At 58.6% G+C, this 26,504-nt stretch carries 23 protein-coding genes; 15 read left to right on the top strand and 8 right to left on the bottom strand.

The annotated features are described in order from the left end of the window. Positions 1-13: 13 nt before the first annotated feature. The 6 genes from ACFO3S_RS24520 to ACFO3S_RS24495 form a co-directional block, all read right to left on the bottom strand. Positions 14-997 (bottom strand): Gfo/Idh/MocA family protein, encoded by a 984-nt coding sequence (locus ACFO3S_RS24520; RefSeq protein ID WP_378101477.1) that lies wholly within the window; start codon positions 995-997, stop codon positions 14-16. 21 nt (positions 998-1,018) lie between these two features. After that, positions 1,019-1,936, bottom strand: coding sequence for a dihydrodipicolinate synthase family protein (locus tag ACFO3S_RS24515; protein ID WP_378101476.1), 918 nt, complete (start codon positions 1,934-1,936; stop codon positions 1,019-1,021). A gap of 15 nt (positions 1,937-1,951) precedes the next feature. Beyond that, positions 1,952-2,965 carry an alcohol dehydrogenase catalytic domain-containing protein gene (locus ACFO3S_RS24510; RefSeq protein ID WP_378101474.1) on the bottom strand — a complete coding sequence of 338 codons (1,014 nt, stop codon included), beginning with the start codon at positions 2,963-2,965 and terminating at the stop codon, positions 1,952-1,954. 18 nt (positions 2,966-2,983) lie between these two features. Further along, positions 2,984-3,817: a carbohydrate ABC transporter permease gene (locus ACFO3S_RS24505; RefSeq protein WP_378101472.1), complete on the bottom strand. Its 834-nt coding sequence runs from the start codon at positions 3,815-3,817 to the stop codon at positions 2,984-2,986. Further along, a complete protein-coding gene (locus ACFO3S_RS24500; RefSeq protein WP_378101470.1) occupies positions 3,814-4,683 on the bottom strand; it encodes a carbohydrate ABC transporter permease in 870 nt (289 codons plus the stop codon). Before ACFO3S_RS24500 ends, ACFO3S_RS24505 begins: the two co-directional genes overlap by 4 nt. 126 nt (positions 4,684-4,809) lie before the next feature. Further along, on the bottom strand, positions 4,810-6,135 hold the full coding sequence (locus ACFO3S_RS24495; RefSeq protein ID WP_378101468.1) for an ABC transporter substrate-binding protein: 1,326 nt from the start codon (positions 6,133-6,135) through the stop codon (positions 4,810-4,812). A 139-nt stretch (positions 6,136-6,274) separates the two neighbouring features. Here ACFO3S_RS24495 and ACFO3S_RS24490 point away from each other — a divergent pair, with 139 nt between their 5' ends. From ACFO3S_RS24490 to pyrB, 6 genes are all read left to right on the top strand, one after another. Continuing rightward, the gene (locus ACFO3S_RS24490; protein ID WP_378101466.1) at positions 6,275-8,038 is read left to right on the top strand and encodes a sensor histidine kinase; all 1,764 of its coding nucleotides are present in this window, start codon (positions 6,275-6,277) and stop codon (positions 8,036-8,038) included. Beyond that, a complete protein-coding gene (locus tag ACFO3S_RS24485; protein WP_378101464.1) occupies positions 8,031-9,635 on the top strand; it encodes a response regulator in 1,605 nt (534 codons plus the stop codon). Before ACFO3S_RS24490 ends, ACFO3S_RS24485 begins: the two co-directional genes overlap by 8 nt. 147 nt (positions 9,636-9,782) lie before the next feature. After that, a complete protein-coding gene (gene secG / locus ACFO3S_RS24480; RefSeq protein ID WP_378101461.1) occupies positions 9,783-10,019 on the top strand; it encodes a preprotein translocase subunit SecG in 237 nt (78 codons plus the stop codon). A 135-nt stretch (positions 10,020-10,154) separates the two neighbouring features. Then, entirely contained in the window at positions 10,155-12,944 is a 2,790-nt protein-coding gene (gene rnr, locus ACFO3S_RS24475; RefSeq protein ID WP_378101604.1) for a ribonuclease R, read from the top strand. A 378-nt stretch (positions 12,945-13,322) separates the two neighbouring features. After that, positions 13,323-14,198 carry a patatin-like phospholipase family protein gene (locus ACFO3S_RS24470; protein WP_378101460.1) on the top strand — a complete coding sequence of 292 codons (876 nt, stop codon included), beginning with the start codon at positions 13,323-13,325 and terminating at the stop codon, positions 14,196-14,198. A 127-nt stretch (positions 14,199-14,325) separates the two neighbouring features. Further along, positions 14,326-15,261 carry an aspartate carbamoyltransferase gene (gene pyrB / locus ACFO3S_RS24465; RefSeq protein ID WP_378101458.1) on the top strand — a complete coding sequence of 312 codons (936 nt, stop codon included), beginning with the start codon at positions 14,326-14,328 and terminating at the stop codon, positions 15,259-15,261. A gap of 146 nt (positions 15,262-15,407) precedes the next feature. Here pyrB and ACFO3S_RS24460 read toward each other — a convergent pair whose 3' ends face one another. After that, positions 15,408-17,189, bottom strand: a complete 1,782-nt coding sequence (locus ACFO3S_RS24460) for a 5'-nucleotidase C-terminal domain-containing protein (protein WP_378101456.1) — start codon at positions 17,187-17,189, stop codon at positions 15,408-15,410. A 284-nt stretch (positions 17,190-17,473) separates the two neighbouring features. Here ACFO3S_RS24460 and ACFO3S_RS24455 point away from each other — a divergent pair, with 284 nt between their 5' ends. From ACFO3S_RS24455 to ACFO3S_RS24415, 9 genes are all read left to right on the top strand, one after another. Continuing rightward, a complete protein-coding gene (locus tag ACFO3S_RS24455; RefSeq protein ID WP_378101454.1) occupies positions 17,474-17,944 on the top strand; it encodes a hypothetical protein in 471 nt (156 codons plus the stop codon). Beyond that, on the top strand, positions 17,941-18,936 hold the full coding sequence (locus tag ACFO3S_RS24450; RefSeq protein WP_378101452.1) for a CehA/McbA family metallohydrolase: 996 nt from the start codon (positions 17,941-17,943) through the stop codon (positions 18,934-18,936). The genes ACFO3S_RS24455 and ACFO3S_RS24450 overlap by 4 nt, the downstream gene beginning before the upstream one ends. Before the next feature lie 14 nt (positions 18,937-18,950). Then, positions 18,951-19,691, top strand: a complete 741-nt coding sequence (locus ACFO3S_RS24445) for a glycerophosphodiester phosphodiesterase (RefSeq protein WP_378101450.1) — start codon at positions 18,951-18,953, stop codon at positions 19,689-19,691. Next, entirely contained in the window at positions 19,681-20,700 is a 1,020-nt protein-coding gene (locus ACFO3S_RS24440; RefSeq protein ID WP_378101448.1) for a LacI family DNA-binding transcriptional regulator, read from the top strand. The genes ACFO3S_RS24445 and ACFO3S_RS24440 overlap by 11 nt, the downstream gene beginning before the upstream one ends. Before the next feature lie 59 nt (positions 20,701-20,759). Next, on the top strand, positions 20,760-21,707 hold the full coding sequence (locus ACFO3S_RS24435) for a hypothetical protein (RefSeq protein WP_378101445.1): 948 nt from the start codon (positions 20,760-20,762) through the stop codon (positions 21,705-21,707). Next, positions 21,704-22,543, top strand: coding sequence for an ABC transporter permease (locus ACFO3S_RS24430; protein ID WP_378101444.1), 840 nt, complete (start codon positions 21,704-21,706; stop codon positions 22,541-22,543). Before ACFO3S_RS24435 ends, ACFO3S_RS24430 begins: the two co-directional genes overlap by 4 nt. Before the next feature lie 20 nt (positions 22,544-22,563). Beyond that, positions 22,564-23,535 carry an ABC transporter ATP-binding protein gene (locus tag ACFO3S_RS24425; RefSeq protein WP_378101442.1) on the top strand — a complete coding sequence of 324 codons (972 nt, stop codon included), beginning with the start codon at positions 22,564-22,566 and terminating at the stop codon, positions 23,533-23,535. Positions 23,536-23,615: 80 nt separating this feature from the next. After that, complete coding sequence (locus ACFO3S_RS24420) at positions 23,616-24,761, top strand: extracellular solute-binding protein (protein ID WP_378101440.1); 1,146 nt, start codon at positions 23,616-23,618, stop codon at positions 24,759-24,761. A gap of 84 nt (positions 24,762-24,845) precedes the next feature. Beyond that, on the top strand, positions 24,846-25,694 hold the full coding sequence (locus ACFO3S_RS24415) for an ABC transporter permease (RefSeq protein ID WP_378101438.1): 849 nt from the start codon (positions 24,846-24,848) through the stop codon (positions 25,692-25,694). Between the two features lie 159 nt (positions 25,695-25,853). On the opposite strand, the gene ACFO3S_RS24410 is transcribed toward ACFO3S_RS24415, so the two are convergent. Further along, a complete protein-coding gene (locus ACFO3S_RS24410) occupies positions 25,854-26,171 on the bottom strand; it encodes a hypothetical protein (RefSeq protein WP_378101436.1) in 318 nt (105 codons plus the stop codon). Positions 26,172-26,504: the final 333 nt, after the last annotated feature.

The raw sequence follows: 26,504 nt of genomic DNA, 5'->3' as shown, positions 1-26,504 counted from the left end.
TCACCGTCTTTCGTTAAAATGTCAAAGCTTCTACCGTTCCGTTCCGGAAGGAGCGCCGCACCGCGGCGGCAATCTCCATCGTGCGCAGCGCGTCGGACATCGTCGACAGGGGCGGTTCGCCGCCCAGAATGCAGCGCCGGACGAGATGCTCCGTCTGCCGCTCGAACATCTCCAGATACAGCGGATATTCCCTCTGAACGTCCACGGAGCCGTTCACCTGGTCGCGCCGGGAGAAGTGCATGCCTCCGGTTTCTCCAAGCACCTTAAGCTTGAAGGTCCACGGATCGGCGGTCTCGTCCTCTCCCGCCCAGGATACGTACAGGTGGGCAAGCGCTCCGCTCTCGAACTCGGCGTTGACCGTCACCTGCTCGTCGCCGTCCGGGAACAGCTCGCGCCGGATGGCTCCGGCGAACGACTGAATCCGGCGCGGCGCCCCGAGGAAGGCGACCATCAGATAGATCTGATGGCACAGCACCTCGATGGACGGCCCGTGATAGAGGCGGGCCCGGTCGTCCGGCATGCGGTAGATCTCGCTCATGAACATCGACAGCGGCTGTCCGACGGCGCCTTCTCCGATCAGACGCTTCATGCGCGCCAGCTCCGGCAAGTACAAGTAGCTGTGGCCGGGAACGCACCATTTGCCCTGGCGCTCGGCCAGATCGATCAGCCGGCGGATCCCGTCGAGATCGTAGCTGACCGGCTTCTCGACCAGCACGTGCTTGCCGCGCTGCAGGACGGCCTCGGCCAGCTCAATATGGCTTTCCATGGGGGTCAGCACATAGACGACGTCGATGTCGTCCGCCTGCAGAAGCTGCTCCGTCGCACGCGCGTCCGCTCCCCAGTCGGCGGCCTTCGCGGCGGCCAGCTCGTCGTTGCGGTCGCTGACGGCGACGAGGCGGGCGGCGGAGCAGCGGGCGATCGCCCGGGCATGCAGGTCCGCTACGCCTCCGCATCCGATGAAGCCGATGCGCACGGTCGATAGGTCGCTAACGCTCATCCTTGTCACTTCCTTCCCGAGTTAGGGCATCAGCGGAGCGCCGAAGCGCTCCTTCATCACATCGCTGTAGCGCCGCAGCATCGCCTGCATCGCTTCGTCCGGAACGGCGTTCGGACGGCGGCAGACGTCGTTCTTGACGACGCCGCGGGCTTTCAGAATCGTTTTCTCGAATTGGACGAACAGCTCCGCCGCCTGCGTCGTATGGTTCAGAACCGGAAGCAGGTCGTTGAACAGGCGGAACGCGGACTCGCGATCCCCGCGAACGAAAGCGTCATAGATGGCCAGATACGGGGCGACCATCGCCGCTCCGGGCATCAGCCCAACCGCTCCGCGCTCGAGCGCGTCGTAGGTCTGGACGCCGCCGTTGCCGATAAATACGCCCATCCGGCCTTCGGTCTGCTCGACGATCGCGCTGATCATCGGCCCCGGAGGCACGGATTCGGCTTTTATATACAGCTCGCCGCCCCTCTGGCGCTCGATGTCCAGGAAGGTGGACACCGGAATGGAAACGCCGGTCACGTTCGGGGCATACTGGATGACGACCGGCAGCTTAACGCTGTCCGCGACGGCGTGAATATGCTCGATGATGGCCGCGTTGCCCGGCGGGATGAAGGACGGAGGCACGATCATGACCGCGTCCGCTCCGACTTCCTCCGCATGGCGCGCGTCCTTGACGGCCAGCTCGGTGGCGTTGCGCGTAATATTGACGACGACCGGCACGCGGCCTGCGACGTGCTCGACGGTCGTCTCGATCATCAGCCGTCTCTCGGCGTCGTCGATCTTATAGAACTCGCTGGCGACCCCGAGCAGGGCGACGCCGTGCACGCCTTCGGCGATAACCGTATCGATGATGGAGCGCAGGTCGGCGTAATCGACGCTCGCGCCGTCGTCGGTGAACGGAGCCGGCAGAATCGGAATGACTCCATGAAGCTTCTTCATAGGGGGGAACCTCCTTTAGATGGACAGCAAAATTTTGGCGACGGGGCCCGGATCGGACAGCAGCAGCTCGAAGGAGGCTTTGCCCTCCGACAGCGGGCTGATCTTGAACCAGTCGTCCAGGCCGACGCTGCCGTCGGCCAGCCAATGCAGCGCGGTTTCGAAGTCGCCGTCGGCATAGCAGAAGGCGCCCTTAAGCTTCAGCTCGTTGCGGATGATGACGTTGACCGGCAGCAGGCTGTCCGCCTCGTGCAATCCGGAGAACACGACTCTGCCGCCGAGGCGGGCGCGCATTGCGCTTTGCATCCGGGTGGCGGCCGCGCCGACCGCGTCGGCGACGACGTCGAAGCCGCCTTCCGGCATCGCGGCGTTCAGCTCGTCCTCGCCGGAGACGGCGATCGCGCCAAGCGCCTCCGCGATCTGCCGGCGGTGCGGATTCAGCTCGGCCAGCACGATGCGGCTCAGGCCGAAGCGTCGCGCCGCTTGCAGGAGCAGCAGCCCGATCGGTCCGCCGCCGTAGATGAGCAGCCGATCGGCCGGGTCGAGCTCGGCCAGCCGGGCCGCGTGAATGGCGCAGGCCAGCGGCTCCGCGAGCGTGCCCGCCTCCATGGAGACCGATTCCGGCAGCAGGTAGACGCTCGCCGCCGGGGCCGTCGTATATTCGGCGAACGCGCCGGGACGGTGAACGCCGACGATCTTCCGGCTCTCGCACAGCTGCGGAGCGCCCTCGCGGCAGCTGCGGCAGACGCGGCAGGAGAGGAGCGGATTGACCGTGACGCGGTCGCCGGGTTTGAACCCCTGCACGCCGCGTCCGAGCGCGGCGATCGTGCCGGCAAATTCATGTCCCATGACCAGCGGCGGCTTGCGCAGCGAATTGTGGCCGAGGTAGCCGCTCAGCTCGGAGCCGCAGATGCCGGCTTTGGCGACGCGGATCAGCACCTCGCCGTCGGCCGGCTCGGGGATCGGCGTGCCCCGGACGTTCATTTCTCGCGGGCCCTCGTAGACGAGCGCGCTCATAAGCGTTTTTCCCATTGCGAATCATCCTTTCGGTTATCCTTTGACGGCTCCGTCTGCGAGGCCGGAGACAAAATAGCGCTGCAGCAGCAGGAAGACGATCAGCACCGGCAGCGAGGCGAGCACGACAAGGGCGAAAATCTGATCCCAGTTCGTGCTGTACTGGCCGACGGCCATGTAGATGCCGGTCGTTACGGTGTAGCCCTTCGTGGAGCCGAGCAGCACGAGCGGGTTCAGGAAGTCGTTCCAGACGAACAGGAACAGGAAGATAACGACCGATGCGGTCGGCGGCTTCAGAATCGGGAAGATGATGCGCCAGAAAATCTGAAATCCGTTCGCGCCCTCCATCATGGCCGACTCGTCAAGCTCCTTCGAGATGGTGCGAATAAATCCGGTATAGATAAAGGCCGTAAACGGGATATACCATCCGGTGTTGTACAGAATGAGCCCGGTCTCGGAGAACATTAGGCCCAGCGCCCGCAGCAGCTTGATGATCGGAATGAGAATCACCTGCGGAGGGATCATCATTCCGGCCAGAAGCAGCAAGTAAGCGAAGGTGAAGAAGCGATGCTTCGTTCTCGCCAGCACGTAGGACATCATCGAGCCTAACGCGACGAGGCAGACGATGGAGGCGATCGTAATGAGCGCAGTGGTCCCGTACGCCTTAAAGATGTTGAAGGTCGGCGTGAACGCCGCCTCGGCGAAGTTCCGCAGCGTCAGCTGCGCGAACGGAATGCCCATCGGATCGGCGACGATCGCGTCCTTCGGCTTAAAGGCGTTAACGACGGCGATATAGAACGGAACGAGCAGCACGAGGCAGAGCAAAATCAGAAAGACGTGCCGCAGCCGGTTGGCCAAGCGTTCGCTCATAGGATCCGCTCCTCTCTCTTGCGCAAATAAAGGGTCATGACGATGGAAATGAAGGCGACGAGCGCCATCAGAATGACGGCCAGCGAAGCGGCGTAGCTGAACCGGTTCGTGTTGATGCCGAGCTTGACGATCGTGAAGGCGGCCGTCTCCGTCGCCCCGCCCGGTCCGCCGTTCGTCAGCACGGCAATCCGGTCGTACTCCCGCGCCAGCGTCGTGAAGATGAAGATCATGCACATCGTCATGCTGGGCGCCAGCATCGGGAAGGTGACGCTGCGGAACGTCTGCAGCCGTCCGGCTCCGTCGATCTTGGCCGCTTCGTACAGGTCGTTCGGAATGCCCTGCAGGCCGGCGAGATAGAGGACGATGACGCCCCCGACGTTCTGCCAGACGATCAGAATCGTGATGGTCAGGATGGCGGTGCTCGGGACGCCGAAAATCTCCAGCTTCTCGAAGCCGAGCTGCTCCAGCACGCCGTTCAGAATGCCGTTGTAGTTCAGAATCGCCTTCCAGAGGAAGCCGACGACGACGGCGCTCAGCAGCAGCGGGAAAAAGAAGACGGAGCGGTACAGGTTGATCATGCGGCCCGGCTTGTTGAGCAGCACGGCGAACAGCAGGCCAAGCGCGTTAATCGCGATCGTGCCCGCGATCGTGATGACGGCGGTCACGCGCAGGGCGCGCTGAAAGTCGGTGTCGGACAAAGCCGAGATAAAGTTGTCCAGCCCGATGAAGGCGTAGGCCGGACTAAGGCCGTCCCAATCGTGCAGACTGTAGTAGACGCACATGCCGATCGGAATCATCATGAAGACCAGGTAGACGAGGAAGCCGGGGCCGAACAGCAATCCCCGCGTCCAAACGTCTTTTCTCATAATCGGTTCACTCCCTTGCTTGCGGTCCGGAGGGAAAAAGCAAGGGTACAGGCGACGGTCGCGTGTACCCTTGGCTTTCGGTTCGGGACTGCGGTGTGGGCGATCCGGACCGGAGTCCGGCGCCTGTTACTTGTTTTTCTCCCAGTATTCGTCGAGGCTCTTCATTTCCTTGGCGAGGTCGCTGTTGTCGAGCAGCAGATTCTGGCCGACCTTGGCCAGCTGGTTGCCGAGCCCGTTCACCGGGAAATCTCCGGCGCGCTGCGTCTCGTAGCCCGACATCGTGCCCGCTTCCTTCAGCAGATCCGCAATCTCCTGCTGCAGCGGGGAGAACTCGTCGTTCACCGGCTCGACGAGACCGGAGAACATGCCGTCGCTGGCGGCGAACGCCTTGTGGAAATCGGGATCGAGCGCCAAGTACTTGGCGAACTTCAGCGCCGCCTCCGGATGCGCGGTCGTATTCGATACGGCGAAGCTCGTTCCGCGGGAGCCCGACATGTACGTCTTCTCTCCGTCCAGCGTCGGCGGTGCGAATACGCCGGCCTCGAAGTCCGGATTAGCCGCCGCGTAGGCGGCCGTGAACCAGGAGCCCATCGGATACATCGCGCCGTTGCCCTTGAGGAATTCCTGCTCGACCTGCTCGTAGCCGATGCTGAGCGCGCCTTTGTTGAAGTAGCCTTTGGACGCGAAATCCTTGTAGCGGCTGGCGACGGTCATCCAGTTCTCGTCCTGGTAGCTTACCGTTCCGGCGTTCTTGTCCGCGTACCAGCTCGGATTTTTGCCGAAAATCTCCGGACCGGTCAGAATGGAAAACGTCAGCGTCGTCATCCAGTCTCCGGCGGTGAGCAGCGGCGTGATGCCGGCCTGCTTCAGCTTCTCGGCGACCGCTTCGAGCTCGTCCCACGTGCGGGGCAGCTGTTCGATGCCGGCTTGGGCGAACAGATCCTTGTTGTAGAAAATTTGCGTGTGCGGCTGCAGGTAGGCTTGCAGCGTGTAGAGCTTGCCGTCCAGCAGCAGCGATTCGTAATCGTTGATCTTCTTGATGTCGTCGTCGATCGGAATGTCCATCAGAGCGCCGGCCTTGGCGAAATCCTGATAGGAGATGTTGCTCAGCACGTCGGGGAAATCGCCGGAGGTCAGCAGCGTCTTGGCGTAGTTGTCGTTCAAGCCTTCAAGAGAAGGCGCCTGAATCCGCTTGACTTTGATGCCGGGATTTTTCGTCTCGAAGTCGGCGATCCACTTGTCCCAGAACTGCTCGGTCAGGTTGGTCGTGATCAGGGACAGGAAGGAGATTTCCACCGTTTCCCCGTTCGCCGGGGACGGAGACTGGCCCGGGGAGGCCGAAGGGCTGCCGGAAGCGGCCGGCTCGCTGCTGTTGCCGCAAGCCGCAGTCAGAGCCAAGGACAGAACAAGCGTCGAAGCAGCGGCCAAGCGCGGCCATTTTCTAGTTTTCATCTAATGATCCCCTTTCGAATCTTGTTGAGATTTGCTACAGTTCTAGTATATTTCGGAGCGGAAAACGCTCTCTACAGGAATAAGTTGCGATTCGCTGGACGAATTAAACGATTTGCCGCTGCACGGCCGGGAGGGTTCCATGTTAGTCAGAATCTATCGCAACTTGATCGGACGGTTCGTCTTCCGCAAGCTGACGCTCGGAATCGGCGCGGCTCAGCTGCTCGTGTTCGTGCTGATCGGACTGCTGACGTATTACCGTTTTTACGGCTTGCTGGAGGAACGGGAGAACGATTTGCTTAAAATTCGCACCGATCTGCTTCGGGAGGAGCTGGCCGATCTGATTACGCAGTTCAAGCGGGAAACGATCGCCGTCTACCCGCTGAGCGGAGATACGCCCGGCTATTATTCCCGCTTTCTGCCGGAAGGCGTGCCGCACACGGAGGAGGAAGCGATCGCCGAACGCAAGTACTTCACCGGGCTGCAGTCTTATATGCTGGAGCGCAATGCGAATGTTATGTCGGTGCTGATGTACCGGAGCGCGGACGGGGAATTGTTCCACAAGAGCCGTTATCCGTCGGCGGCGCTCGATCGCGAGTTCGAGCTGGCGGGCCTGCTCGCTTCGATGCCCCGCACGTTCGAGTATCCGTTTATCGGGCGCGCCGACGGGCTGTACGGCAACATCGACCGTCCGCTGCTTTATTTGACCAATCCGCTCTTCGATTTCTCGGATATTCGCAACGACAACGTGACAGGTTATTTTATGACGATCATCGATTCCCGCACGCTGTTCGCGAAATTCATGCCAGAGGGGAATCGGGACGGCCGGGTCGTCATCCTTCAGTCCGGCGTCACGCTGCTGGACAGCCGGGAGGGGGAGGCGCTCCGGGAAGAAGGCATGCTGCGGGCTTCCGCGGATATTCCCCAATACGGGCTGAGCGTCGTCGGCATGGTCAGCAAGGCGAGCATTCAGGGCAGATTGTCGGAGATCGGGCTGCTGATCATCGGCGGCCTGTTCGCGATCTGGATCGTCTGCATGCTGCTGATGCACTACATTCTCGGCTTCGTCATCAAGCGGCTCCGAAGCATGACCCAGCACTTCAAGCGCGTTCAGGCCAATCCTTTCGCCGAGCCGATGGAGCGGAGCGGGAACGACGAGATCGGGGATTTGATCGACCGCTTCAACCGGATGACCCGGGAGCTGCAGGATTATATTAACCGGGTGTACGTGGCGGACGTTCAGAAGAGCAATGCGGAGTATTTGGCGCTGAAAATGCAGATCAATCCCCATTTTCTGTACAATACGCTGGAATCGCTGCGCATGCAGGCCGTCGTCGGCAAGCAGCCGGAGATGGCGAACAAGCTGTTCTACCTCGGCCGGCTGTACCGCTGGCTGCTCAAGACGGAGAGCGAAGAGATTCCGGTCGAGGAGGAGCTTCGGTATACGCAGTATTATCTCGATCTGCTGCTCATGGGCAAGACGAAGCAGATTGAACTGGAGGCGGAGAGCCAGGAGGACCTGCGAGACTGTCTGATGCCGAAGTTCAGCCTGCAGCCGATCGTCGAGAACGCGATTTTGCACGGAGAGCTGGAGAAGGCGGACCATCCGGTCATTCGCCTGAAGATCGGGCGGGAGGAAGAAACGGGAGCCCGGTTAATCGAGATTTGGAACAACGGCAAGGGCGCGACGCTCTCCGAGCAGGCCAAGCTGAACGATTGGCTGACCGCCAAGCACGTCATTCCGACGGAGCATCTCGGTCTTAAAAACATTCACGAGAGAATCCGGTCCTATTACGGGGACCCTTACGGTCTATTCGTCAACCCGCTGCCCCCGGAGAAGGGCTTCGCCTTGACGATGAAGCTGCCGGCCGATTCGACACCTAGGGGGACGCAAGAGCATGCCTAAGCTGCTGATCGTCGATGACGACGAATATATCCGCAACGGACTGAAGCATCTGATCGACTGGGAAAATCTCGGCATCGAGATCGTGGGCGAGGCCGAGGGCGGGAACGAGGGCTACGCGATGTTTCTGAGCAAGGCGCCGCAGCTCGTTCTCACCGACATTCGCATGCCCGACGGCAACGGGCTGGAGCTGATGGAGAGAATTCGCGAGAAAAACTGGAATACGCATCTGATCGTGCTGAGCGGCTACGACGATTTCTCCTATGTCCGACAGGCCATGAAATACCAGGTGGAGGATTATCTGCTCAAGCCGGTCGATCCGGGGGAGCTGGAGGAGATCGCCAAATCCTGCGTGGCGCAGATCGAGAGCCGTTGGATGGACGAGCAGATTCGCCGGGAGACGTTCCAGCTGCTGCGCAACAACGTGCTGAACCGCTGGGTGGAAAACCGGATCGAGGACGAGCAGCTGCGGGAGAAGCTCGATTTTCTGAAAATCCGGGTGGCGCATACGCGTCTCGTTCAAGCTGCGGTAATCGGATGGAAGGACGCGAGAGAAGGCGAGCTGACGGAAGCGGAAAGCAACTTCCGGTCGTTCGCGATCTACAACGCGATGGACGAGCTGCTCGCGGAAACCGGCAGGGGAGCCGCATTCCTTAATGCCAGCCAGCAGATCGTCTGCCTCATGTTCGGCGAGGGGAAGGACGCGGAGGCGTTCGCGGACGCGAATCTGGCCTGGATGCGAAGCGCTTCGGACAGATGCGCAGCGCTGCTGAAGACGCCATGGTACTGCGCGCTCGGGAAGCCCTCGGATCGGCTGCATCTGGCTCATGTATCCTACAATGACGCGCTGCGGCTGCTGGACGGCATGGAGCAGACGGGACCGGTGCAATGCTCGGACCGCCGTTCGCTGGCCGCCGCCTCGCCTGGAGCCGGAAGCGCGGCCGGCGATCGCGAAAGCCTCGCGCCGGCGTTGGCAGGCGGCCGCCGGGAGGAATGGGAGGCGGCGCTGGAGCGGGATTTCGCCGCCGCTCTGGAGCAGGCCGATCCGCTCGCTGCGGCGAAGTACGCCGCCTCGGAATGGATCGCGGCCGTGAAGGAGACGCTGCGTCTGCTGCGGGCCGAGGAAGCGCGGAGGCGCCTGCCGGAGGAGCTGTTCGCCAGACCTTTCGCGTCCGCGTCGATTCCGGCGATCCGGCAGGACGTGCTGCGGCTGCTGGAGGAGGTCGACGCGATCGTCCGGGAGCTGTCCGCGCACGAGAAAAACCGGCTGACGGTGGAGACGGAGCGCTATTTGCTCGAGCACTATCGCGAGGAGCTGACACTGCAGATGGTCGCCGGCGAACTGCACGTAAGCCCGATCTATCTGGGACGTCTCTTCAAGGCGGAGACGGGGGAGTTTTTCAGCGACTACCTGAACCGGCTTCGCCTCGAGGAGGCCAAGCGGCAGCTCGTTCAAACCTCGCTGAAGGCTTCGGAGATCGCGTCGCTGTGCGGGTTCTCCGACTCGAACTATTTTTTTCGCAAGTTTAAGCAGAAGGTCGGGCTTTCTCCGACGGAATACCGGGCGGCGGCCGGGGCCGGGGAACGGCTGCGGGAATAAGGGGCGCGCGTGCGGAGCGGCTTCGCAGCCTGTCGAACGGGGGAAAGCGGGCGGCGGCAAGGTTATGATCTCAAGGTTGTCAACCTGCCTGCGGTTGTGTTAGAATAAAAATACTGTTTTTGTAACGGGGTTTAGGGGGTGTAAGCGATGGACGTCGTACTTAAAATTATTTTGATCATCTTCTCGATCGGATTGATTGCGGTCGTGCTGCTGCAGCGCGGGAAGAGCGCAGGCTTGTCGGGAGCGATCTCCGGAGGCGCTGAGCACTTGTTCGGAAAGCAGAAGGCTCGCGGGATCGACCTGTTCCTGCAGCGCTTGACGATCGGGTTGGCGGTTGGTTTCTTCATCCTTTCTTTGGTGGTTGCTTATTTCGTGAAAAACTAATGCGGGATGAGATCAGGCAGGGAGCGAGAGCTTCCTGCCTTTTTGCGCATAGAGGGCGCGCAGACGGATATTCGTCCGATTGCCGAGGCCGTAAACTGTGTATACTATAATGGGACGAGGTGATTTCGGATGCCGCTGTGCACGGAGCAGGAACTGCTCGATTTTATGCGGGAGACCGCTTATAAACCATTGACTTACAAAGAGTTGGAAAAGCATTTCGGCATTGAGGACGCGGCGGAATTCAAGGAGTTTCTCCGTCTGCTGACCGAGCTGGAGCAGGAGGGCAAGGTGCTGCTGACGCGCTCGAACCGTTACGGCGTTCCGGAACGGATGAATTTGCTGCGCGGACGCATTCAGACGCATCCCAAGGGCTTCGCATTCCTCATCCCGGAGGATAAAGAGCATCCCGACTTATATATTCATGCCAACGACATGAAGGGAACGATGAACGGAGATATCGTGCTGGCGCGGGTATCCTCGAAGAACGAGAACGGCAAGCTTGAGGGCGAGATCGTCCGTATCGTCAAGCGGGCGGTGACCCAGGTCGTCGGCCTGTTCCACAACCACGACAGCTTCGGGTTCGTCGAGCCGGACGACAAGCGGATTACGAAGGATATCTTCATCCGCGCCGAGAACTTCAAGGGAGCGGTAACCGGCCAGAAGGTCGTCGTGAACATCTTGACGTATCCGGAAGGCCGTACGGCGGCCGAAGGCGAGATCGTCGAAATTCTCGGCCACAAGGACGATCCGGGCGTCGATATTCTGAGCATCATCCGCAAGCACGGCTTGCCGGAGAGCTTCCCGGAAGAGGTGCTGGCCGAGGCCGAGGCTGCGCCCGACACGATCTCGGAGGAGGAGATCGTGCAGCAGGGGCGGCGCGATCTGAGACATAAGGTGATCGTGACGATCGACGGCGAAGACGCCAAGGATCTGGACGACGCGGTGAACGTGGAGCGGCTGCCGAACGGCAATCTGCTGCTCGGCGTGCATATCGCGGACGTCAGCTATTACGTGCGCGAGAAGTCGAAGCTGGACGAGGAAGCCTACAATCGGGGCTGCAGCGTCTATCTGGTCGACCGCGTCATTCCGATGCTGCCGCACCGGCTGTCGAACGGAATCTGCTCGCTGAATCCGCAAGTGGACCGGCTGACGATGTCCTGCGAGATGGAATTCGAGCCGGCGACGATGAAGCGGGTTCGCTACGACCTGTTCACGAGCGTCATTCGGACGAAGGAGAGAATGACGTACACGAACGTGCGGAAAATTGTGAACGAAGAAGACCCGGAAGTGGCCGAGCGTTACTCGGAGCTTGCGGATACGTTTAAGCTGATGAAAGAGATGGCGTTGGGGCTGCGGGCGATGCGGATGCGCCGGGGCGCGATCGACTTCGACTTCCAGGAATCGAAGGTGATCGTCGACGCCGAGGGCAAGCCAATCGATATCGTCAAGCGTGAGCGGTCGATTGCGGAGCAGATTATCGAGGAGTTCATGCTGGCGGCGAACGAGACGGTGGCGGAGCATTTTCACTGGCTGAAGGTGCCGTTCGTCTACCGGATTCACGAGGAGCCGACGAGCGAGAAGCTGATGACGTTCATGCAGTTCGCGGGCAACTTCGGCTACGCGGTTCGGGGCAAGGGCAATACGGTGCATCCTCGGGCGCTGCAGACGCTGCTCGAGGAGATTCGCGGCACGAAGGAAGAGACGGTGCTCAGCACGATGCTGCTGCGTTCGATGAAGCAGGCGAAATACGATGCGGAAAGCGTCGGACACTTCGGGCTGGCGGCGGACTACTATACCCATTTCACGTCGCCGATTCGGCGTTATCCCGATCTGATCGTTCACCGCGTCATGCGCGAGGTGCTGGAGAACGGCGGCGCGCTTCCGGAGCAGCGGTTCGATCCGCTGAATGCCCGCATGCCGGACATCGCGCTGCAATCGTCGGAGCGGGAGCGCGTGGCGGTCGACGCCGAACGAGACACGGAGAAGCTGAAGAAGGCCGAGTATATGCTCGACAAGATCGGCGAGGAGTTCACCGGCATCATCAGCGGCGTCACGAGCTTCGGCATGTTCGTCGAGCTGGAAAACACGGTCGAAGGCCTTATTCGTCTCAGCGATATGACGGACGACTATTACCATTTCCACGAGCTCCATATGGCGCTGATCGGCGAACGTTCGTCGAAAATATACCGGATCGGCGACGAGGTCGAGATTCGCGTGGTCCGGGTGAACATGAGCGAGCACACGATCGATTTCGAGCTGGTCAACATGAAGCCGCGCAGCGCGGAACGCGTCAGCTTCGTCGATGCGCGTGGGCCGGGCGTCGGCCGCAACGCCGCGCGCAAGCGCAAGAAGCTGAACGCCGCGGGCCGCTGGGTCGGCGTCGGCGGAGGCTCCGGCGAGCCGGGCGGACGCCGAGGCGGCAAAGGCGGAGCAGCGCCAGGAAAGAGCCGCGAGCGCGGGGAGCGCCGAGGCGCCGGAGGCCGATCGGGCTCCGGACGCGCCGAGGCGGTGCCGGCGGAGCTGGACGGCGGCTTCTACAGCAGCGTCGTCTCCGGCGGCGGAAAGCGGAAGAAGAAGCGCCCGACAGCCGAGGCGGAGCCTGTCCGCGTCCCGGCCGAGGGAAGCGCCGCGCCGGTACGGGCGACGCTCGCGATTCCGGAAGGCGGCGGCCAGGAGAACGGCAAGGCGGCCAAAGCCGCCAGAGGCAAGAGGCGGGGGCCCGAGCTCGACATGTGGGGGCTGCCCCGTTCCGGCAACTACAAGACGATCGACGACGAGGCGGACGGCGGCAAGCCCCACGGCAAGCGCAAGGGGCGGGGAGAGGGCGGAAGAGCCTCGAAGCCGCTCGTCAAGCCGGCTGCTTCGCTGCCAGACCGGAGCGCCGCAGCCGAGAAGCCTCGCAAGCGCAAGAAAAAGAAGGATTAGCGGCTCGGGAAGATCCGTGCGGCGGGCCGGAAGCTTCCCGGCCGGCCGCCGGATGTCTGACGCGCGGCCGCGTGCATACACTGCCGTCATGGCGCAGGAAACCTCCGTTTGGGAGGTTTTTTTGGTGATTCTGAAAGTATCAAATTCGTTATCCTTATCTGAATCACCTCCGACAACGTTATCCCGCCGATCCTAAGGACGGCGTAAGCCGTTTATGCTTGTCAGGACGGTAAGAAGGGCTCGCTTAACCGAAGCGGTGGCGGCCAGGTAAGCTCGATCCCGATCCGGATCGAGCCGTTTGCATGTGCAAGGGATCGGTGCTAGTGTAATAAAAAGTGTAATCAAACAGGAAGAAACTTGCGGAGGAGGCGCCGTCTAGTGGAGAAGATCGGTCTGGTGCTGGAGGGCGGCGGCATGCGGACGGCTTATACGGCCGGAGTGCTGGAGTATTTTGCGGAGCAGGAGCTGTATTTGCCTTACACGATCGGAGTATCGGCAGGGGCGTGCATCGCGGCAAGCTACCTGTCGAGACAGCGGGGACGCAATAAAATCGTCAACATCGATTGGGTGTCCGATCCCCGGTATTTGTCTTGGAGAAACTGGTTGAAGAGCCGGGAGCTGTTCGGAATGGATTTTATTTTCGACGAAATTCCCAACTCCCTCGTTCCGTTCGACTTCGACGCGTTCGCCGCAAGCCGGGAGGAGCTGGTCGTGGGCTTGACGGATTGCCTGACGGGGGAGTCCGTCTATCGGTACAAAAGCGAGCCCGGCTTCGACGTGCTGAAGGCGCTTCGCGCGTCGAGCTCGCTGCCTTTTATCGCCCCGATCGTCGAATACGAGGGCAGGCCGATGCTGGACGGAGGCATCGCCGATCCGATCCCGCTGCGCAAGGCGGAACAGGACGGCTGCGAACGCAATATTCTGGTGCTGACTCGCAACGACGACTACCGAAAGTCGAGGAACCGATTTTCCTTGTTGGTTCGCGCCGGCTACGGTCAATATCCCGCTTTCGTCCAGACGATGCTGCGCAGGCACGAGATCTATAACGGCACGCTGGCCTACATCGACCGGCGGGAGCGCGAGGGCGCGTCGTTCGTGATTCGGCCCAGCGCGCCGATCGACGTCGGACGGATGGAGAGAAATCCGGCGAAGCTTCTTGCCTTGTACAACCGGGGATACGAGGACGCTCGGTCGCGTCTGCCCGCGCTCCGGCAATGGATGGCCGAAGGGGGCGCGGGGCCCTCCGGGAAGTAGCGGAGAAGGCGGAGCGTGGACGGGGCGCTGCAGTCCGGGGCGGGCGGATTCCCGATTTACATTCTTATCCGTATCCTATAGGATAATACTTGGTGTGCATGGACAGGTCCGGGGAGGATGACAATAGATGAAACAGCTTTATCACGTGCTTGGGGCGAAGCAATTCGAGAGAAGCGAGCTTGAGCTACTGTTTGACGCGGCATTGGATATGGAGAAAGTCGTCGCCCGAGGGGGAGATCGCCGCCACGAGGGGCGGATCATGACGACGCTGTTCTTCGAAGCGAGCACGAGGACGAGGCTGTCCTTCGAATCGGCGATGCACCGGCTGGGCGGGGGCGTTATCGGAACGGAGAACGCCGCGCAGTTCTCCTCCGCGATTAAGGGAGAGACGCTGGAGGATACGATCCGCATCGTGAGCGGCTACAGCGACGTTATCGTCATGCGCCACACCGAGATCGGCGCGGCCAAGCGGGCGGCCAAGGTGGCCGCGATCCCGGTCATCAACGCCGGCGACGGTGCGGGAGAGCACCCGACGCAGGCGCTGCTCGACGCCTATACGATTCGCAAGGAGTTCGGCCGGATCGACGGACTCAAGATTGCGATGGTCGGCGATCTGGCGTACGGGAGGACGGTTCATTCGTTAAGCTACATGCTGGCGAACTACCAGGACGTCATGATCTACTACATCTCGCCGGACAATGTGCGAATTCCGGACAACGTAAAAAATTATATGGACGAGAAGGGCATTCGGTACGCGGAGACCAGCGATCTGAACTCGGTGGCGGGATCGATCGACGTGCTGTATCAGACGCGGATTCAGAAGGAGCGGTTTCCCTCGGCCGAGGAATACGAGAAGGCTTCCGGCCAATATATCGTCGACGCCGAGCTTCTGTCTCGGATGAGCAAGCAGGCTATCGTGCTGCATCCGCTGCCCCGCGCAGGCGAGATTACCGAGGAGGTCGACGAGGATCCTCGAGCCGCGTATTTCCGCCAAGCCGTCAACGGCCTGTACATTCGGATGGCGCTGATCGACAAGTGCATCGTGGAGTCGGGTAGGAAGTAATGCTCAAGAAGGCCAATCGATTAAAAGCCAGGAATGGCGGTGCAGGGATAACCCCTAGCACCGCCATTTCTTCATTTTTGCCGATTTCCTGCAAGCGAGCAGACCTGCTGCTGGGACAGCCTCTTATGATGGATTTGGAGAGGAAGTTAGGGCAGAATAATGCGCTGTCCTGGGAAGATCAGGTGAGGATTGGCCAGCTTGTTCAGCTTGCTGAGCACCTGCCAGGTCGTGCCGTGGCGCTGGGCGATTTTCGAGAGATTGTCTCCCGATACGACCACATAGGACTTCGGCGATTCGCTCGGCGCCGGAGTCGGCTTGGCTTCTGGCTTGGTTTCAGGCTTAGCCTCGGGCTTGGCTTCTGGCTGGGTCTCAGGCTTGGCCTCCGGAGCCGGCTGCGGCTGGGCCGGGGCCGAGCTTGTCGGCTTGATGCGTCCTTCCGTCTGCGGGTTCAGTTCGCCTGCGGAACGAACGTATTGAATGACCGCTTCCTCCAACGACGCAAAGTCGTTTTCGATCGGGTAATCCTTGAACATCGTATAGTTGTCGCCGCCAGCCGCCATAAAGTCGTTGGTAGCCAACAGGTAGGTCTCGTTGCGATCCAGGGGCTTGCCGCCGACGAGAACGGACTGAACGCGCTGCCCGGCAGGCTTGCTTTCGTCGAAGGTGAACGTCATGCCGGCGACGTGCGGGAATCCGCCGAGCGATTCCGGATAGGAGCCTACGCCGAGCTCCAGCGCCGCCAGCAGATCGGAGCCCTTCACGCGTTTCGTTTGGATATAGTTGCCGAACGGAAGAACGGTAATCACTTGACCGACCGTAATGTCGCCGGCCGGAATCGAAGCGCGGATGCCCCCCCCGTTCGTCAGCGCGACGTCGGCGCCGCTCTCCGCGAGCATGGCGTCGGTGATCAGATTGCCGAGATTCGTCTCGGAGGTCCGCACGAACTCTCGCTCGCCTTGAAGATGAACCTTCGTCGAGCCGACGACCTCGGACAGAACGGAGAGCTGGTCGTCTTTGACCTTCTGAATGATCGCAGAGATGGACGCTTCAGCTTCGATGTCGTCGGCGGCCGATCTGGCGATCAGGCGCGCTTCGCGGTTGACGACTTTCTTCGAGTCGTCGATCGTCAGCTCCACGACGCCAAGGTTGTTGCCGTATTCCCCTGTTTGCACGATGAGCGTATCGCCGGCCTTCAGGCCCTGCTCCAACACGGTGTGGCTGTGCCCGTCCACGATCAGATCGATGCCGGGTACGCCTTCGGCGACTTGTCGGCTGGTTTCCAGACTCGATTCGTCCAGCCCCAGGTGGCTGAGCGCGATGATGACATCCGCGCGGGACCGGAGCTCCTCGACCATTTTCCTCGCTTCTTCCACCGGATCGGCGAACGTTAATCCTTTAACATTGTTAGGGTGCGTCTTGAACAGCGTCTCCGGCGTCGCCAGTCCGAAGATCGCTACGCGAATGTCGCCGACCGTCCGAATCGTATACGGCTCCAGCAGCCGGGTTCCGTCCGCTTGGTAGACGTTGGCGGCGAGAATAGGGAAGCTGGCCTTCTCCGCCAGCTCGGACAGTCTCTCGTGTCCATAGTTGAAGTCATGGTTGCCGGCAACCATCGCATCGATTCCGAGAATGTCGAGAATTTCGACGATGCTTTCTCCCTTGACCAGGTTGGCGATCGTCTGCCCGTGGAGCGTATCGCCGGCATCCAGGACAAGCGTATTAGGATTGCTGGCTTTCAACTGCTCGATCAGCGCGGCGATCTTGGCATAGCCGATGCTGGTGTCGCTTTCCTCGACGCGAGAGTGAACGTCGTTAAAGTGGACGATCTGCAGCTTGACCGAAGCCGCCTGCACGCTGGAGATTCCGACCGGAATCAGCAGCATGAGGGCGGTAAGTCCGGCGATCAGCTTCTTCATAAATCTGTTCATTCCATAGCCTCCCAAATAGAGTAATAGATTTAGCTCTACGTTAGCACATATTTGTTTGCGGAAATCGCAGGAATGATGATTGGGAGGTAAATTAGGGAGCGAAGGAGGGGCGGAGGCGAGCGCATAGCCGGATCGCGTCTTCGCGATTTTTTATAAACCTTTAATATAGCGAAGATACTTTGCGAATATTCTCACAGTACATTAGAGGTGTGGGATCGCTCTCACTTACGAAGCGGTTCGCTTGTGGGATCGCTCTCACATGCTTGTGAAGGAGGCGCTTGGCCATGCTGCTTAATATCGAAAATGAAGTGACGCCTGCCGACAGCCGTTCCCATCTTCGCTATCATTTCAAGCTCGATCGCCCGTGCCCCGGTCTTCGGGTCAGATTCGAATATTCTCCCAAAATATTGGAGGAAAGAAAGCTGGCGATAGAGTTGATCCAGCGGAGCATCGAACGTTATGTCGAGCCGGAACGGCAGAAGCCGATGCTGGAGCGAGCGGAACAGTATGCTCCCCTCCGCAATTTGATCACGGTGTCGATAGACGACAGCCGCGGACACCGAGGAGCCTGCCACCGTCATGATCCGGTTCAGGAGCTTTATCTTTCCGAACGGGAAGCTTCACCCGGATTAAAGAGAGGGACAATTCCCGCAGGGACATGGACCGTCACGTTGAGCCTCCATTCCATCGTAACGGAACGCTGCGCCTACCGGTTGAAAGTATGGGCCGCCGAGGCGGAGGAGGGATGCCGATGAAGTGGATCGCCTGCGAGCTTCATACGCACACCTATCATAGCGACGGCAGGCAGTCCTTGCTTGAATTGGCCAAGGGCGCGTCCGAGTTAGGCTTCGATTGCATTGCGCTTACCGATCATAATACGATGTCCGGTCTCGCCGAGCAGGAAGCGGCGGAGGCGGAGACGGGCATTACCGTCATCCCCGGGATGGAGTGGACAACGTTCTATGGACATATGGTTACCGTCGGGCTGCGACAGTTCGTGGATTGGAGGCAGGCGGACATTCGCGGCGCCGGCGCGGGGGCGGCCGAAGTGCGGAGGCATGGCGGGGCGGCCGGAATGGCCCATCCGTTCCGGCTGGGCAGCCCGATCTGTACCGGATGTTACTGGGAGTTTGAAGTCGAGAATGGGCAAGACCTCGATTATGTCGAGGTGTGGTCCGGCACGTTCGCCCCGATCAAAGCCGACAACAGGCGAGCGTTCGCCTTCTGGACGGATCGGCTGAACGAGGGCGTGCGGATCGCGGCGACCTCCGGACGGGACTGGCATGAGCAGAGCGCGACGGACGAGCCGATATCCGTCACGTATCTCGGCCTGGAAGACGAGACGGCTCCCGTCGCGCAGGAGGCTGTCCGGTCGCTCAAGCATGGCCGGGCTTCCGTCACGCTCGGACCGCTCGTGACGCTGGAAGCGGAGAGCGACGGCTTCGTGTATGGAATCGGCGACGCGATTCCGGCTGCGCGGAGCGGGCAGCTCCGGATGCGCGTCACGGTCGATTCCACGGCAAGAGCGGGAAAATGGGAGCTTTCCTCCCGGAACCGCAAGCTGATCTTGACGGGAAGCGCCGGCACGGTGGCGGAGCAAACGCTGGAAGGGCCGAACGGTTCCGCCGTCGCCTGTTCGTTCACTGTTCCGGATCGCGGTTTGCGCTGGATCCGAGCGGAGCTGTGGGGCGAATGCCGGGGCGTACGAACGATGATCGCTTTTACGAATGCCATTTATTTGGACTAAGGAGTTACTTGCCGATGAACGATTTCCCTCTCCTCACCGCCCATACCGGATGTATGGGGACGCCCGACAATTCGGCCGAATCCGCCAGAATGGGCATCGCGCACAGTGCGGACATCGTGGAGGACGATATCCGCGCGACCCGCGACGGCATTCTTGTGCTGAGCCATGATGACGGCGTGACGTTCGCGGACGGGACGGAAGGCCGCATTTCCGGCATGACGCTGGCGGAGCTGAACGCGCGCTTGGACAGGCCGCTGCAGCTGCTCGAACCGGTGCTGAAATTTGTCGCGGACGCCGGCAGAAGAATGAATCTGGACGTCAAGGCGGACGACAGCATCCAGCCGTTGTCCGACCTGATCGAAAGGCTGGGCTTCCTTGACCGGGTATTCCTGACGGGCTGCGAGTTTTCGCGGGCGATTGCGGTTTCGGAGTGCAATCCGCGATTGCGCAAGCTGCTGAATGTCAATATCCGCGCCTTTAACGACGCCTCCTATTCGGATGCGGTCGGCAGGATGTGCGAGCAAGCGCTCGGCGCCGGATGTTTCGGACTTAATCTGCCCTACCAGGCGGTGCAGCCTTCTCTATTGGAGGCAGCAGGAAATGCCGGTCTGGACGTCTACGTATGGACTTTGAACGAAGAGCCGCTGATGAGAACGTTCGCCGGAATGGGCGTCCGCTCCATTACGACTCGGAATGTGGACGCGCTGGCGCGGTTGAAGCGAAATTGGAGCCGGGAGGGCCAGGATGGGTCTTAACATCGAGGGAATTGCCAAGCTCGCCGGCGTGTCGCGATCGACCGTGTCCCGAATCATTTCGGGCAAAGGGTACGCCAGCCCGGAGACGCGCGAGCGCGTGCTGGCGGTTATCGAACAGATGCAATATAAACCGAATGCCGTGGCGAGGGCCATGGTATCGCAGCGCACGAACAGCATCGGAGTCATCGTGTTTCGCGAACGGCAGCCTATCGTCTCTCACCCGTTGTACGGCAAGCTGATCGACGCCATCCTGCCGGCCGCAGAGTCGCTGGGCTACTCCGTTTTCCTGGAGACCGATCAAGAGATGTCGCTGCGTTCCACCGATTTCATGCTGGAGAAGCGGGTCGACGGCCTCATTCTGATCAGCCGGCTGCGCAAAAACGTCATCGATTACGTCAAAAAATTCGACGTTCCCTACGTGATGGTCAACGGTTCGACGGACGATCCGGACGTCATCCATCTGGTCAGCGACGACGAATCCGGCGGAAGGCAGGCGGCAGCCCATCTGTACGGCCTGGGACATCGCAAAATAGGGATTCTCGCGGGCCCTCAGGAGCATCGGAGCCACAACCTGCGTCTGGAGGGCTTCCTCGCCTGGTTCGAGGAGCGGGGCGGTCTGGAAGGATTAACGGTCGTTTATTCTCCGGAGTCCAACTTTGAACAAGGGCGGCGACTGATGGCCGAGCATTGGGAGGATTTCCAGCGTCAAGACTGCACCGCCGTGTTCGCGACCAACGATATGCTGGCGCTGGGAGCGATGCGGGTGCTGTCCGAGCGGTCCGTAGCCGTTCCCGGGCAAGTGGCGGTAATGGGCTTCGACGGCACCGATTATGCCGCCGTTTGCTCGCCGTCGCTCACGACCGTTCAAGTGGATACGCAGCGGATGGGAACAGACGCGGTAGCGATGCTCGACGGCCTCGTGCGCAGAGAAGATGAGCTGCCCCGGCTGAGGGAGTACGAATGCAAGCTGATCGTTCGGCAATCGACGTCCCTTCCTAACGAGGGATAGAGTACGACCGGAAGGTGCGCATGCCAAGCCGATAACGCAGCGAAATGGGGGATAGGAAGATGTTGGTGGAGAAAGCCATTGGTCGCTACGGGGATAAGATAAAAGCTTTTCTTCCGCCGGAGCCATGGGAATATCATCTGGACAAGCTGATGCTCCCACTGATACGCGAAATCGATTTATTCCATTTGGCGCTAGCGGGGGAAGACGGGGAACTGCTCGAGCGGATCGGCGAAAGCTATCATGTCGAAAGGAATCTGATGCTCGCCGGAAGCTATTATCAGAAGGCGATCGCCGCACTGCCGCCTGAGCCGGTCACGAACGAGATGAGAGCGGCCGTGCTGCGTTACGCGCCTCTGCTGCAGCTTACGGAGACGGAATTTTTCCCGCTGAAGGACGTCATCGCCGTTCATCACCCTAACGAACCCGTGATTGCCTACCATTTGTTCTGGGAAGACGACTATGATTTTCCCGACGACTACGATCCGTGCGATCACGAGCAGGTATGGGTCGCTTACGACCGGAGCAGCGAACGGTTAACGGGAGTATGGGCCTTTTATCACGGCAGGATCATCACCACCGCACGCGCCGTTGAGATGGCCAACGATATGGACGGCAGAGCCGTCATCCGCGTGCAATGGGGGAAGCACGGTTCAATACCGGCGGGTGGGGAGCATGTTCGACTGCCCGGAGGCACCGTGCTTGAAGATATGCATGAAGCCTATCACCAGGTTGCTGCGGGGGGACGGGCGAGCCACCATCCGATTAAACAACGAAGCTGGCCGAAAGCCTATCAAGGCACATGGCAGGATTTCATGAATTTTCCGGTCGCCGTCGACAGTCGCAGCTACCTTGAGGACAAAGATTACATCATCTGTTCGCAGCTCTCCAATGCCGTGATCCAACAGTATTTTTTAACCTACAACTTTGCCGCTAAATATGGCTGGCCTTGGCACGCCCCCGTGTATAACGAATCGGGATGGGTTGCGGAAACGGGTGAATCTTCATGAGATGGCTGTCGCCCAAAGGGTTCTATTTCGCGGTCGGACGCAAGAAGTTTATCGAGTTCGTCATTCTGTCCGTATTCCTGTTGTTCTTTTATTTGCCGCTGCTCAATCTGTTTATGCTGGCTTTTGCCAACAAGTACGAGGCGCCGGCCTTGTTCCCTCAGCAATGGGGCTTCAAGTGGTGGGATTACGTTCTGGGCCAGAACAGTCTGGTCAGCTCGATTGCCTTGTCCTTTACGATCGCCATCGTGACTACGATCATCTCGATGTGCATCTGCATTCCCGCTGCCTATGCGCTTGCGCGGTTTTCTTTTCCGGGTCGCAAAGTGTTTTTCTTATCGTTTCTGTTAAGCGACGCTTTCCCTAAGATGGGGCTTTATATCGCGATCGGCATTATCTTTTACAAGCTGAATCTCATCGGAACCTTCTTGGGCGTCGTGATCATCCACGTTCTGAATTCGATCATGTTCATGACCTGGATTCCCGCCAACGCCTTCCGCAGCATTCATAGGCAGCAAGAGGAATCCGCCAGGGACGCGGGCGCCGGTCCGATCCGCACCTTCATTAAAGTGACGTTCCCGCTGGCGCTGCCCGGCATTATCGTCGCTTCTCTGTTTACGTTTCTCGGGTCTCTGGAAGAGGCTCAAGGAACGCTGCTCGTCGGTTTTCCGCAATTTAAGACGATGCCGGTCGAGATGTACGGCATTATTATGCAGTATGCGACGACTGCCGGTCCGGTATTTTCCATCCTCTTAATGATTCCAACCGTGATCGTCTTGTTCCTCATGCGTCGTTATTTGTCTCCAGACACCATTGCCAACGGATTCAAGATGAAATAAGTTCCGGGGAGGATGCTGCAATGAGCCAACGGGCGGTTAAGCTTGAGATCAAAAATATGAGCAAGCAGTTTAAAAATGGCGACGGCGTTAAGGACGTCAATCTGGCCGTGTACGAAGGCGAGTTTCTGACGATGCTGGGGCCTTCCGGCTGCGGAAAGACGACGATACTGCGCGCGATCGGCGGTTTCTCGGACGTGGATCAAGGGGATATTCTGATCGACGATCGTTCCGTGACCCAGCTGCCGCCGGAGAAGCGTCCTACGGCTATGGTGTTCCAAAGCTATAATCTATGGTCGCATATGACGATCTTCGATAATCTGGCATTCGGCTTGCACATTCGCAAAGTGCCGAAGAAGGAGATTCGGAAGCGAACGCAGGAAATGCTGGAAATGGTCAAGATGAGCGGCGTGGAGAAGAAATATCCTGCGCAGCTGTCGGGCGGTCAACAGCAGCGGGTTGCCATCGCGCGAGCGCTGCTGCTGCAGCCGTCCGTGCTGCTGCTGGACGAGCCGTTCTCCGCGCTGGACGCCAAAATTCGTTCGCAGATGAGGGCCGAGCTCAAGAAGATTCAAGAGGACTTGAATATTACGGTCGTCTTCGTTACCCATGACCAGGAAGAGGCGATGGCCATCTCTCACCGGATCGTCGTCATGAACAAAGGCGTATTCGAACAGATAGGCACGCCTACCGAAATCTACGACAAACCGGCTTCCCAATATGTGGCTTCCTTCATTGGGGATATGAACTTTATTCAAGAGCCGGACGGTCAAGTTCTCGCCGTGCGCCCGGAAGCGATCACGTTGTCCAAGGCAGGCGGAGAAGGAAAATGGAGCGGCTTCATTCAAACGATCATGGTATTGGGCCATTATGCGGAAATCGTCGTGCGGGTAGGCGATCAAATGATCAAAGTATTCCAGCCGCGGCTTGTTTCCGATACGTTCAGCCAGAACGACCGGGTGACCCTTAGCTTTGACAAGTATCACGTGTACTGACGGACCAACAATTAGCGTCAAGCTATTGACATAGACGGGGAAAATTCCATTTTAATCCTATTCCTGGGAGGCTAAGGTCAATGAATTTTAAGAAAATGGGTATGATCGCTGCGGTATTGGCATTGGCTGCAACGATGATGGCTGCATGCGGCAATTCAAGCGGCGGGGACAGCAAGAAAATAACGCTATGGGCGGGCGGCTCCGACAACGTTAAGGTGATGTTTGAAAAGCAAATCGAAAACTTCAACAAGTCTAATCCGGACGGCTATCAGGTTCAGCTTGAGTTTATTACCTCCGGTACGGGCGCCCAAAGCTTGTCGGACCGTATTATCGCCGCCAAGAAAGCCGGACAGAAGAATACGGATTTTGACCTGATCGAGCTGGGCGGCGACGAGGTCTTGAAGTATGTCACGGACGGCGGCGAAGACATCTTCGTTCCGCTCGACAAAAGCAAAATTCCCAACATCCAAAATCTGAAGTTCCCGGCCACCTTCCGGGACGATCTGGTCGTTCCTTATCGCGGCACAACGGTTGTTCTGGCGTATAACTCGGACACGGTAGCCGAGCCGCCGACAACGACGCAGGAACTGTATCAATGGATTAAAGACCACCCGGGCCGGTTCGCCTATAATACGCCGGGGTCCGGCGGAGCGGGCGGTTCCTTCGTATTTACTTCCGTATACAACCTCATGCCGGAAGAATCGATGACTTCCGTGGATGCCAAGTGGAAGGATCAGTGGAAATCGGGCTTCGACCTGATGACAGAGCTTCATCCTTATCTGTATAAATCCGGCGGCAAAGTCGTATATCCGAACAAAAACCAAGGCACGATCGATCTGCTTGCCAACAAGGAAGTCGATATGATCCCGGCGTGGGCGGACATGATTATTTCTCAGGTAAGACAAGGAGCCATTCCGGAATCCATCAAAGTGTCGCAGCTGGACCCGGCCTTCACCGGTTCTACGGTGACGCTCGCCATCCCGTCTACGGGCCGCAATCCGGAAGGCGCGTATGCATTCATCAATTACATGTTAAGCCCGGAGGCGCAAAATATTGCGCTGGACAGTATGGCCGCGATTCCGGTGATCGATTTCGCCGACTTGGATCCCGAATTGACCAAGACGATATCGTCTCTCAAAATCGACAGCTTCCGGATCGGCAGCATCGGCTCGCTAAGTTCGGAATTGAACAGCCAATGGGACGAACAAATCGGAACGTTGAAATAAGGTCATAAGATAGACGAAGCCGCCGTGAACCTAACCGGAATCGATTTCCGGTTAGGTTCGATCATATAGGGAGGCCTGGCGAGAATGGCAAGCAGAAATAACGTGCAGCAACGGGTATTGGCTTATTTATTCATAGCACCTGCTCTTCTGATTACCCTTGGCGTGGTCGCTTATCCGATTTTGAATGTGGTGGTCAGGAGTTTTCAGGTAGAGAACGGGTACGGATTAGATCATTATATTTACCTGTTTACGAACCCCATCGCCCTCAACAATTTGTATTATACGTTATATATCGTCGTCATCACGGTCGTTCTTTCAATAACGGCAGCCTACGGGCTTGCCTTATTCATGAGGTTCTCGAATTCCGCGATCAGCAGAACGATTGGCGCTCTGTATCTTATTCCGCGGTTTATCCCCGGATTGGTGGCCGTTAACGCCATGATCACCGTCATCCGCGATTCGGGGCTGCTCAATCGCATTGCGCTCGCGTTCGGATACGATTTCAAGCCAGGTCTGATGTTTAACGAGAAAGGCATTATTTTAATGAACCTCTGGTTTAACATTCCATTCGCGACCATGCTTATCTTAGCGGCATTATCGAATATACCGGATTCCGTGATCGACTCCGCCAGGGATGCAGGGGCCTCGCGTCGGGTTCTCTTCACGAAGATGATTATTCCGCTTACGAAGAAAGACGTCATGATCGCGGCAACATTTATTTTCATGGGCAATGTCGGCTCCTTTACGACCCCGTATCTGATGGATTCCACTTCGCCTCAGATGATCGGGATCACCCTTTTCACCCAATTTAACAATCTGAATTACGAGTACGCTGCGGCGCTCTCCGTGGTCATGTTCTTGCTGTGCTCCGTATCGGCAGCGGTGTACATCTACACGAATATGAAGGATAAGGCATGGGAGAAGCAGGAGTAAGTGCTATTTCTATATTCGCTTGACGGGAAGAGGAAGAGGCTGTTCCAAAGGTTTACTTTTGGGATTGCCTCTCATAATATTGGCTCTGTTCAATTCTAATGGCGATAATTGACCATTATAAAACCGCCTTGGTGAAAAGGCGGTTATTGAGCATCGAGTTCATTTATAGATGATGTCATGACTCTCCACTCTGCCATTCTCATCTAAATGAAGCTGCAATAAAGTAACCTTTACCCCCAATCCTGCACTCCCGATGTAGTACAAAAATTGTCGTGATGGTTCAGTTAACTTTTCCGCTGGTTCTCCAAGCAAGTCAATAATTTCATTCTCTGTCATCCCCTTAAGTTTGTACTTGCTTGTTAAGCTGCTCACCATATCGTATCTCTTTTCCGGCTCCTTTAGCCACGTTTCTTGGTCAAAGCGGCTGCATGAACAAAGAACGAGTACCATCAAAATCGAGATTATAATTTTCTTCATCGGAGCATCCTTTCAGTGAAACCTATTTTTCTTATACGATGAGGTACTCTCATAATCTTTGCTGTCCATATAACGGAACCAAGCCAAACAAAGTTGCAAATATTTGGCTGCGAAACAACATGAAGCGGTTCATCCATTTCTTCAAGTAGTAGTACCTAAGCTTCCGTATTAAAAACGAAAGTCTGGACGCGTTGTTGGCCCAAACTCAGGCTCCACGCACCTGAATCAAAAATGAATCGTTAAAGCCATGTGGGAGTAAGGTTGCGAGGGTATTGTCGAAAATAAAGAAAATCCAAATTTTACTGGCAATTTTGGAGGAGGAAACGGCTTAAA

The organism is Cohnella hongkongensis (assembly GCF_042654645.1).
Classification (GTDB): domain Bacteria; phylum Bacillota; class Bacilli; order Paenibacillales; family Paenibacillaceae; genus Cohnella; species Cohnella hongkongensis.
Note: the sequence above shows the minus strand (reverse complement) of the source record. Positions and strands in the feature narration are given on the sequence as shown.